At 71.8% G+C, this 9,675-nt stretch carries 10 protein-coding genes and 3 pseudogenes; 6 read left to right on the top strand and 7 right to left on the bottom strand.

Features of this window, described 5'->3' with window-relative positions; all coding sequences use genetic code 11:
• Window positions 1-426 precede the first annotated feature (426 nt).
• Window positions 427-815 (top strand): annotated as a pseudogene (locus tag ACFV0G_RS26685) (amidohydrolase); the annotation flags it as partial.
• 216 nt (window positions 816-1,031) lie between these two features.
• On the opposite strand, the pseudogene ACFV0G_RS26690 reads toward ACFV0G_RS26685, so the two are convergent.
• From ACFV0G_RS26690 to ACFV0G_RS26700, 3 genes and pseudogenes are all read right to left on the bottom strand, one after another.
• A pseudogene (locus tag ACFV0G_RS26690) lies at window positions 1,032-1,115 on the bottom strand (hypothetical protein); the annotation flags it as partial.
• 274 nt (window positions 1,116-1,389) lie between these two features.
• Window positions 1,390-2,226: an SDR family oxidoreductase gene (locus ACFV0G_RS26695; RefSeq protein ID WP_380553020.1), complete on the bottom strand. Its 837-nt coding sequence runs from the start codon at window positions 2,224-2,226 to the stop codon at window positions 1,390-1,392.
• 153 nt (window positions 2,227-2,379) lie between these two features.
• On the bottom strand, window positions 2,380-2,820 hold the full coding sequence (locus ACFV0G_RS26700) for a nuclear transport factor 2 family protein (protein WP_380553023.1): 441 nt from the start codon (window positions 2,818-2,820) through the stop codon (window positions 2,380-2,382).
• Between the two features lie 222 nt (window positions 2,821-3,042).
• Between ACFV0G_RS26700 and ACFV0G_RS26705 the strand changes: the two genes are divergently transcribed.
• Entirely contained in the window at window positions 3,043-3,942 is a 900-nt protein-coding gene (locus ACFV0G_RS26705; RefSeq protein WP_380553026.1) for a helix-turn-helix transcriptional regulator, read from the top strand.
• An 888-nt stretch (window positions 3,943-4,830) separates the two neighbouring features.
• On the opposite strand, the gene ACFV0G_RS26710 is transcribed toward ACFV0G_RS26705, so the two are convergent.
• On the bottom strand, window positions 4,831-5,199 hold the full coding sequence (locus ACFV0G_RS26710; RefSeq protein ID WP_380553029.1) for a VOC family protein: 369 nt from the start codon (window positions 5,197-5,199) through the stop codon (window positions 4,831-4,833).
• A gap of 62 nt (window positions 5,200-5,261) precedes the next feature.
• Here ACFV0G_RS26710 and ACFV0G_RS26715 point away from each other — a divergent pair, with 62 nt between their 5' ends.
• The gene (locus tag ACFV0G_RS26715; protein ID WP_380553032.1) at window positions 5,262-5,720 is read left to right on the top strand and encodes a MarR family winged helix-turn-helix transcriptional regulator; all 459 of its coding nucleotides are present in this window, start codon (window positions 5,262-5,264) and stop codon (window positions 5,718-5,720) included.
• A 157-nt stretch (window positions 5,721-5,877) separates the two neighbouring features.
• Here the strand turns inward: ACFV0G_RS26715 and ACFV0G_RS26720 are convergent, their stop codons facing one another.
• Window positions 5,878-6,120 (bottom strand): hypothetical protein, encoded by a 243-nt coding sequence (locus ACFV0G_RS26720; RefSeq protein WP_380553035.1) that lies wholly within the window; start codon window positions 6,118-6,120, stop codon window positions 5,878-5,880.
• Window positions 6,121-6,235: 115 nt separating this feature from the next.
• Entirely contained in the window at window positions 6,236-7,261 is a 1,026-nt protein-coding gene (locus ACFV0G_RS26725) for a helix-turn-helix domain-containing protein (protein ID WP_380553038.1), read from the bottom strand.
• Window positions 7,262-7,331: 70 nt separating this feature from the next.
• Here ACFV0G_RS26725 and ACFV0G_RS26730 point away from each other — a divergent pair, with 70 nt between their 5' ends.
• From ACFV0G_RS26730 to ACFV0G_RS26740, 3 genes are all read left to right on the top strand, one after another.
• On the top strand, window positions 7,332-7,664 hold the full coding sequence (locus ACFV0G_RS26730) for a cupin domain-containing protein (protein WP_380553040.1): 333 nt from the start codon (window positions 7,332-7,334) through the stop codon (window positions 7,662-7,664).
• A 108-nt stretch (window positions 7,665-7,772) separates the two neighbouring features.
• Window positions 7,773-8,168 carry a hypothetical protein gene (locus ACFV0G_RS26735; protein ID WP_380553042.1) on the top strand — a complete coding sequence of 132 codons (396 nt, stop codon included), beginning with the start codon at window positions 7,773-7,775 and terminating at the stop codon, window positions 8,166-8,168.
• On the top strand, window positions 8,169-8,870 hold the full coding sequence (locus tag ACFV0G_RS26740; protein WP_380553044.1) for an MOSC domain-containing protein: 702 nt from the start codon (window positions 8,169-8,171) through the stop codon (window positions 8,868-8,870).
• A gap of 326 nt (window positions 8,871-9,196) precedes the next feature.
• Here ACFV0G_RS26740 and ACFV0G_RS26745 read toward each other — a convergent pair.
• Window positions 9,197-9,580 (bottom strand): annotated as a pseudogene (locus ACFV0G_RS26745) (hemerythrin domain-containing protein); the annotation flags it as partial.
• Window positions 9,581-9,675 lie beyond the last annotated feature (95 nt).

Here is a 9,675-nt window from a genome sequence, read left to right on the forward strand (position 1 = left end):
GCGTACAGCAGGTCGACTGAGGCGACCGCGGGGGGCGGGGGCCCGCCCCCCGCCGGCCCCCCGCCCCCCGGCGCGGGGGGGGGGGCCCGCGGCGCGAGGCTCGCCGCGCCCCGGTCAGCAGGAGGCCGAGCCCCAGCATCCCCGACGCTGATGCCAGAGAGGAAGAGCGTGCCAGTGGAGCCGGACCTGGTGTCCGAACACCGAGAACGCGTTCGTTGGATCGTGCGCGGCGCCGGTGTGGGTGAAGATTCCGGCGAGGGCGACCACGGCCGCGGTTCAACGACGCGCGGCCGCCACACGGCTGGACGGGTGACGGGCTGCCCGTGAGGGCTCGTTCCCTGCCCGGTGGCGCGGGCAGGTGTGGGAGCGCCCGACTCGTGGCAGACGGGTGGAGGGGGACCGTCCGTAGAAGTCCCGGGAGCCCGGATGTCCCACGAGGTTGACCGCCGTGTCCGTGCTGCCGTCCGGCAACGGGCCAACGCGCTCTGGCAGGTGGCGTGCGCCCTGCACGCCGATCCGGAGCCCGCCTTCGCGGAGTACCGGGCAGCCGCGCGGCTGACCGGGGAGCTGGAACGCGCCGGCTTCTCCGTGCAGCGGGGGGCGCCGGGATGCCGACCGCCTTCACCGCCCAGGCGGGCGGGGGCCGGCCGGCCGTGGCCCCTCTGCTGGAGTACGACGCATTGCCCGGGCTCGGACACGCCTGCGGCCACAACCTCATCGCGGCGGCCGGCCTGGGCGCGGCGCTGGCCGCCGCCACCGTGCTGGACGAGGCCGCCGGCAGCCCTGCTGCACAATCTCCTCCCGCCTCGCCGGGCCCGCGTCAACCGCGCCGCGTCAAGTGCCCGAGCTTCCGCTACGCCGCCCCGCCCGACCAGGAGGCGCGGTCCGAGTCCGTTTCGGGGAGCGTCTCGAATCGCGTCAGGAAGGTGCCTGGGCGGAATCCCGCTGCGACGGAACTGCGGGGCGAACAGGTGGAAGGCGTCGTAGGCGCCGGGATGGAGGTGGAGCTCGACCAGGATGCCGTGGGTGCGCAGGCGTGCGGCGTAGTCGAGGTCCTCGTCGCGGAAGACGTCGAGTTCACCGATGCCGATGAACGTGGGGCAGGCCGGCCAGATCGGTCGTTTGGGCGGCGGCGCTGTAGGGCGTGACGTCCTCGGTGCCGGCGCGCTCGGCCCGGATCGCCCGTCAGGCCAGGACGTTGGTCGAGCGGTCCCAGAGGCCGGTGTCGGTGATCTCGTGGCCGGAGTCGGTGGTGTTGCGGTCGTCGATCATCGGGTGCACCAGCAGCTGGAACGGCGGGGTGGCCGCGCCGCGGTCGCGGATCAGAAGGGCGGTGGCGGCGGCGGTGCCTCCACCGCCCCTCCGGTGGGCGAGTGACGCGGGTTTCGGTCAGCGGGCGGTTGTGGCCGCCACTGAGTGGGCGACGTCGCGGTGGGCCTCGTGTTCGGCGAGCCGGGCGGTGAGGGCGGCGCGGACGTCTTCGTAGGTGTCGGGGCCGAGCGGGAGGCGGAGCGGGGCCGCGCCGGAGTCGACGAGGTCGATCATCGCCTGCGTGAGCTTCTCCGCGCTGTTGGGCACCGGGAAGTGGCCGCCGAGGAACGCCTGCCGGGTGTCGGCCGCGGGGGTGTTCGCGTACTCGGGCAGGGGCGGTGCGATGTCCAGCGACGCGCCGAAGTTGGTGGGGGTCGCGCCCGGCTCGATGATGGTCAGGGCCACACCGAACGGCGCGATCTCGCGGGCGACGGTCTCGCTGAACCCCTCGATGCCCCACTTGGCGGCGTGGTAGTAGCCGAGGCCGGGGTAGGTCGCCTGGCCGCCCGCGGTGGACACCTGCAGGATGCGGCCTCGGCCCTGGGCGCGCAGGTGCGGGAGGGCGGCACGGATGACCTGGATCGAGCCGAGCAGGTTGGTGTCGAAGACGCGGCCGATCTGTTCGTCGGACGCCTCCTCGACGGACGCGAGAAGGCCGTAGCCGGCGTTGTTGACGACGACGTCGATCGTGCCGAGGGCCTCGAACGCCTGGTCGACGACGCGACGCACGCGCTCGGTGTCGGTGACGTCGAGCCGGGCGGTCCAGAGCCGGTCGCCGTGCTCGGCGCGGAGGTCGTCGAGAGCCTCGGGCCGCCGCAGCGTGGCGGCGACGCGGTCGCCACGGGCCAGCAGGCGTTCGGTGAGCAGTCGCCCGATGCCCGAGGAGGTGCCGGTGATGAACCAGGTGGTGGTCATGGAGTTCCTTCGCTGTGTGGTGCGCGTGGCCGGTCGCGGTGGGTGCGGGCTGGGGGCATCGATGCGACGGCTTGAGTCTGGGTTGGGGGTGGGCCGGCCGGGTTGCTGGCGCTGCCGTGAAGCGACTCGGCCGGGATCGTGACGAGGCTGTCGTCAGCGGGTGCCCGCCGCCTCGGCGCGCGCGTAGAACGCGGCGAGCTCGTGCGGGTTCTTGGTGTAGACGTCGATCTTGCGGACCGTGCCGTCCTCGACCGTGTGGATCTCGACCATGGTCAGCGGGAACTGTTCACCGGTGGTGTGGGCCGTGAGCGTTCCGGTGAGCGTTCCGACAACGGCGTCGGCCGGGCCCTCGAATACCTGGGCATCGGTGATCGCGACGTTGGCGTAGCCCATCATCGCGCCGAGGATCGACTGCACGAACACCTCGCGGCCCCGGTGCACGCCGCCGTAGGGGAGCTGGGCCGGCTCGTCGACGATCACCTCGGGGTCGAGCTTGGCCAGGACACCCGGCACGTCGCCCTTGCCCAGCGCGTCATACAGCCCTCGCACGACCTGCGCGGGGCTCTCGGCCTGCGACGTCGTCTCGTTGCTCATCTTGCGTGCCCTCCAGTTCATGGTGCATGCCCTTCCAGTCTTGATTTCCGGTTTGAAAGGTCGGCCGGCCCGGGGAATCACATGTGCCCTCGTACCGGTCGGGCCCCGCAGGATCGGGGCATGCATCCATGCAACGGCAGAAGGGCGTGGCGGGGGAGTTTCCGCTGTGAGGGGTACTGGCAGGGTCCCCCACGGCGCGCGTGGCCTGCCTACGCTGTCGTCATGGACAACCGGGACGTAGTCAGCGCTTTCCTCCGCTCCCGACGCGACCGGATCACCCCCGAGCAGGCGGGTCTGCCGACCTACGGTCAGCGGCGGGTGCCCGGACTTCGCAGAGGGGAGGTCGCCACGCTCGCCGGGGTGAGCGTGGAGTACTACACGCGCCTGGAGCGCGGCAACCTCCACGGCGTCTCCGACAGCGTGCTGGACGCCCTGGCCCGCGCCCTGCGGCTGGATGCCACCGAGCGCATGTACCTGTACGACCTCGCCCGCGCCGCCGGGCCGGCGCCCGGGGGGCGGGCACGGCAGCGGGAGGCCCGGCCGACGGTGAGGCCGAGCGTGGCACGGATCATCGAAGGCATGCCCGAGATGCCGGCATACGTGATGAACAACCGCCTCGACACGCTCGCCGCCAACCCCCTGGGCCGGGCCCTGTACTCGCAGATGTACGCCGACCCGTCCTGCGGGGCGAACGTCGCCCGGTTCGCGTTCCTCAACCCCGCGGCCAGGCGGTTCTACACCGACTGGGAGACCATGACCCGCTTCGCCGTGGGCGCGCTGCGCATCGAGGCGGGCAAGAGCCCCCACGACCGCGACCTGTCGAACCTGATCGGTGAACTGTCGACCCGCAGCGACACCTTCCGCGTGATGTGGGGCTCCCACGACGTGCACGTCTTCCGCGAGACCACCAAACGCCTCAACCACCCGCTCGTCGGCGGCCTCGAACTCGACCAGGAGACCCTGAGCCTGCCGGACGAGAGCGGCCTGAGCGTCGTCGTCTACAGCGCGCCCCCCGGAACCCCCGCCGAGGACGCCCTGAAGCTCCTCGGCAGCTGGTCCGCCACCACCGGACCGGAGCAGAACGCGCAATCCACGAGCAAACCGTCGACCCGGCAGCCCTGACGGCTACACCTGCCCGAACAACCGCTCCACCCCGCTTGCGGCCACCGGCGGAGCACATGCCGCCCAGCCCGGGAGAGGAACCGCGACGCCGGGCTCCCGACACCTCGTGTCGCCCTCCCCCGGCCTCGGCGCCACCTGGACGGACACCGGCGGCAGCACGGGCAGTGCGGCGCGCGGACCTGGCCCCGACGGACGCCTTGACCGCACAAGGCAACTCCCGCGCACCGATCCCCTCCCCACCTGTCGCGCATGTGACATCGCCGGCGGTATCGGACTCGACGACACCCAGGGACTACTCGCGGAACCCGGACGTTGGGTCCGCTAGGGCATCCTCCGCCGCACCGGGCGGAGCCACGGACCGGCTCCAACCCCGTGGTCTTTGGAGTACTTCCTGGGCGACCTGTCCGTCCAGGGTCCCGCACACCTGGCCGACGTCGCAGACCAGCTCAACCGCCGCCCACGCAAAACGCTCGACTGGGAAACCCCCGGCCGAGCGCCTCGCCGAACTCCCCGCAGCCCAGACAACCGAAACGTGTTGCAAAGCCCCCTGGAAACCGCCACAGGCTGCCGGCCCGCGGCGTCATGGTCGCGTCAGTAGCCCAGCTCCCACTGCCAGAGTCCACTGTCACCGTCGCACGTGGTCCGGAAGATTGCACCGGTGTAGCCGCTGCTCATGCAATAGGGACCTGACCAGCTCGACAACTTCATCGTGTCCCAACCCGTCCCCCGCGCCTCCCACTGCTGGCGAGCGCTTGTCACGCTGCACGACGGGTGCCCCGCAGGACGACTGTGTCGTCAGCGCGCAGCCAGACGTATGCACGTATTCGTTCAGCAAGGGTGGCGCAGGGGCCGCAACCGGCTGGTGATCGTCCGGTGGTGTTGGGTCGGTCAGGTGCGGTCGTGGAGCGTGACCTGGTAGCCGTCGGGGTCGGCGAAGGTGAAGGTCCGGCCGAAGGGGCCGTCGATCGGTGCGGAGACGATGGTGTGGCCGTCGGCGACAAGAGCGTCGTGGATGACCTGGACGTCGGTGGCGTGGAGCCAGAGCGCGACACCGATGCCGGGCTGGGCGACGGATGCGAGGTCGGTGCCGGGAATGACGTCGCGGAGTGCGAACGCGATCGGCTTCGTCTCGAAGACGACGGCGTGCGGAGGTCCGGCCGGCGAGCGGACGAGGCCCAGGTAGTGCTCGTAGAACGCCTGTGAGGCGTCGAGGTCGCGCACTTGGAGCGAGATGAAGTCGGGGCCGGTGGCGGGCATGGCGATGCTCCTTCTGGTCGTGTCAGATTCCTGACATGGGCAATGTATGTCAGAATCCTGACATGAGTCAAAACGGTGCCGGCATCGACCTGGACAAATCACTGGGCTACCTCCTGAAAGAGGCATCGAGCGCTCTGCGCGTAGCCATGGAGGAGGTGCTGCGGCCACTGGGGATGAGCATGACGCAGTACTCCTGCCTGGAACTGCTGGCTCAACGGCCGGGCTTGTCGAACTCCGAGCTCGCGCGGGGCGCGTTCGTGACACGGCAGTCGATGAATGTGCTGCTCCAGGCCCTGGAACGAGACGGCTACGTGACCAGGCCCGCGCAGGCGCCCGTCGGGAAGGTGCTGCCCGCGCGGCTCACGCCTCGCGGCCGGCGCAGCTTGGAGAAGGCGACGGTAGCGGTCCGGTCCGTCGAGGTGAGAATGCTGTCCGGCATGACTGAAACCGAGCAGGCGGACGCGTTCCGGCTCCTGCAGGGCATGATCCATTCCCTGCGCGACGGCAACGACGGCGGATAGCGACCGACGAGCGGCTGCGTGAGTACGTCCGTGACCGGCTGACCGGCGCGATCCAGTGGGCGCTCAGGAAGCCGAAGCGTCAGCGAACGCCGGTACGAGTCCGCGGTGGCGTGGGAGTTCCAGCCGGCAGACTGCCGGGCGAAGGCGCCCGCCAGGCTCAGCCGCATCGGAGAAGGAACCGCCAGGGCAGCGACTCGGGCATCGGGTGGGAGTCCATCATGGCGGCGAGATCCTGAATGCCGGACGTCTCGCGCGCGAGCCGTGCGAACAGGCCCGTCACCCGCGGCTGCCGCCCGGCCGCCGCAGCCTCCGACGTCACCTCGTCCTGGTCGAACGCGAGGATCGACTCCAACCGCATGTGTCGCACCGGCGAGAGGTGGTGCTCCTTCGTCGCTTCCACGTCCGCGTGACCCAACAGTTTGGGCGTTCAGCAGGCCGCCACGGCGGCACTCGGCCGCCACGACGTCCGCTCGGGCCGGCCGACCAGGATGTACCCCTACGTCCACAGGGGTCACTCACGGCGCGGGCTGTGCGGTGGCTCCGGGCGCGGCGCTCTGGCGGGACGGGCCGGATTCTGCCCGGCGCCCGGGGCCGCTGGGGTTGAAGGTCTGCCGGTAGTGGCCGGGTGTGGTTCCGAGGGCGGCGCGGAAGCGCCGGCGCAGGTTGACCGCGGAGGACAATCCGGTCAGGACGGCTACGGACTCCACCGGCAGCCTGGTCTCCTCCAGGAGGGTTCGTGCCGCGTCCAGGCGCCTGGCCAGCAGCCAGCGGCCGGGGCTGGTGCCGAGCTGCTCGGCGAAGCGGCGGGCCAGGGTCCGTCCGGACACCCCGACCCGCGCGGCGAGCTGTTCCACCGTCAGGTCGCTGTGCAGGCGTTCGGCCGCCCAGTCCAGCAGCGGCGCCAGGGAGTCGTCGGCTCGGCGTGGAGCGGGCTGGACGGCGTACTGGAGCTGACCACCCTCCCGGTGGGGAGCCAGTACCATGCCGCGGGCGACACGGGCGGCGTAGGCCGCGCCGTGGTCGGAGCGCACCAAGTGCAGGCACAGGTCGATGGCGGCGCCGGTGCCGGCGCTAGTGGCCACGTCGCCAAGGTCCTCGTACAGAACGTCCGCCTCGACGTGCACCGCCGGGAACGCCGTGGCCAACAGACCGGTGCGGCGCCAGTGCGTGGTCGCGCGGCGTCCGTCCAGCAGTCCGGTGTGGGCCAGGGCGAAGGCGCCCGTGCACAGCGACACGATGCGGGCCCCGCGGCGGTGCGCGGCCCGCAGCGACTCCAGGACGGGCGCAGCCGGCGCCTGCGTCATCGGCTCCCAGCCCGGCAGGACAACGGTGTCGGCCTGCCCCAGCGCCTCCAGGCCGTGGTCGGCGATCATCGCGTAGCCGGCGGTCGTGGCGACCGGCCCCGGCCGCTGCGCGCAGACCCGGAAGTCGTAGCGAGCGGGCACCTCGGGGCGCTGCGTTCCGAAAACCTCGGCGGCACAGGCCAGTTCGAACGTCGACTGAGGTGCGTTGACCAGAGCGACCACGCGGTGGAGAGACATGGCAGAAAGATACCCATCAGCGTCGAAGCAGACACTGGGGCCGCGGACGGACCCGCGCCACTCTGGTGCCATGGACACCGATTCCGACGCCCGCACGCCCGTGCTCGCCCTCCATGTCGACGACCTCCCGGAGCGCCAGGTCGCCCCCGGCATCGTGCGGCGCGACCTTCCCGCCACCGGCCGGGCACGCGGCTGGCTCATCGACTTCGCCCCCGGGTCCCGGTGGCCGTACGTGGACGTGCACGACACGGAGGAGCGGTACTACGTGCTCTCCGGCGAGGTCATCGAGGACGGCCGCCGCCACGGGGCGGGGACCTACGTCGTCTTCGCCCCCGGCAGCCGCCACCGCCCCCGCAGCGAGACCGGCGCCCGCATCATCGGCATCGACCTGCTCTCCCCCTGACGCCCGCCCCCGTCCCTCCACCGCCCGACGGCCGCGTGCGCGGCCACCATGCCCGCACGCCCCGCCACCCCCGGCGACCGCCGGGGAACCCAACGCCCCGGAGACCCCGTGACCGCCTCGGCACCGCCGGTACCCCCCGCCCAGACCTCCCTGCCACCCCTACCGCCCCTTCGCGGCAACCGCGACTTCACGACCTTCTGGATCGGCGATACCACCTCCCTTCTCGGCACCCAGGTGGGCGTGGCGGGGGTGGTCATGGTGGCCGTGCGGCAGGCCTGCAGCCCGATGGCGATGATGGGCCGCATGACCGCGTGCTTCCGCGCCGCCCTGTTCGGCGGCGGCTGCCTGGGCGGCCTGTCCGCCGGACTGCTCGCGGGCCGGATCGGCAGCGACAGCGCCCTGATGTGGACCGCCGCCGGCTCCGCCGCCGCGGTCGCTGCCGTCCTCTGGTCCCCCGTCGGCCGCCTGCGCACCATGCCCTCCCCCGCCGCGCGGGAGGACTGAGTGCACCTCCAGGAGATCTGGCGCTTCCCGGTCAAGTCCCTGCGTGGCGAGCGCCTGCCGCAGGCCCGCCTCACCGCCGACGGCGTCGAAGGGGACCGGCAGGTCCACATCCGCGGCCCGCGCGGGGTCCTGACCGCCCGCACCCGGCCCGGCCTGCTCTCCCTGTCCGCCACCACCGGCCCCGCCGGTGACGTGCTGATCGACGGCCACCCCTGGGACGGCCGGCCGGCCGCGGCCGCCATCCGCGCCACGGCCGGGCCCGACGCCACAGCGGCCCGCTACGGCGGCCCCGAACGCTTCGACGTCCTCAACCTCACCGTCGTCACCGACGGAGCGCTGGCGACCCTGGGGCACGACCCGCGCAGGCTGCGGTCCAACCTGGTGATCGCGGGCGTGCCCGGCCTGGCCGAACGGCACTGGCCCGGCCGGACCCTGCGAATCGGCGACACCGTCATCGGCGTGCTGAAACTGCGTGCCCGCTGTGTGGTCACCACCGTCGACCCCGACTCGGGCGCCCGTGATCCCGGTGTCCTGCGCGACATCCACCGCCGCTACGAGGGACGCTTCGCCCTGGACTGCTGGGTCGCGGCCCCCGGAACAGTGAACATCGGCGACCCGGTCCACCTCACCGAAGAAAAGCTGCACCCCCCGGCCCCAGGCGGATGGATCCTCGGCGCCCCCTACACCCTCCCGACCGGCTGAACCCGGACACCAGGCCCGGCACCACCCACCCCCCCGGGTCCGCCAGCAGCGTCGGCTGTGCAGGAAGACCAGCTTCAACAGCCCTGCGCAAGGCCTGAGCGGGTTGCCGGTCGACAGCGCGCTGGGAGGGCGTCTGGCCGACACCACGCCGAGCGGCCGTCTCACCATGCCGCTGCTGGTCGCCCAGGGCGGGGCCGACGCCCCGGTCCTGCCGGCCGTGCAGGCGGCGTTCGTGGACCCGCATGTGCGCGAATGGGGCGGCCATCGACTACCGGACCTGCCGGACTCGCGGGCAGAGCTGCCACGAACTCCATCCAGTGCGCGCACTACTCAGTGGCGCTGGGGACCTTCAGCGGATCCCGGGGCGCATCTGCCTTCCCCGCCGTGAGGCGCTCGCCGAGTTCGACCAGGCGGTTTCGGCCCATGGCCTTGCGGACCTCGGGGAACCAGTCCTTCTCCTCCTCCTCGACGTGGTGGCGCACGTTCTCCATCAGCACCGTCATCTTCGCGTCGAAACGCTCATCGGTCGGGTCGAGGTCCTTCAGCTCGGAGAGCATCCACACCACCAGATGGTGTTCCTCCACGCTCTCCAGCACGTGGTCCTTGGTCTCCGGGGCGGCCTCACGGGCGGCCGGGTAGAAGATCTGCTCCTCGATCCAGGCATGGACGGTGAGTTCCTCGATCACCTGGTCGGCGATCTTCCGCTTCTCGGGTCTGTAAAAAGAACGGTGTAACTCCCGATCAAGGAAGTAGCACCTGATGACAGACGTGACCGTCTCGGCCGAGGCCGTGGAGGCCGCACGGC

Origin of the sequence: Kitasatospora sp. NPDC059571, assembly GCF_042735675.1 — a bacterium.
Taxonomy (GTDB): Bacteria; Actinomycetota; Actinomycetes; order Streptomycetales; family Streptomycetaceae; genus Kitasatospora.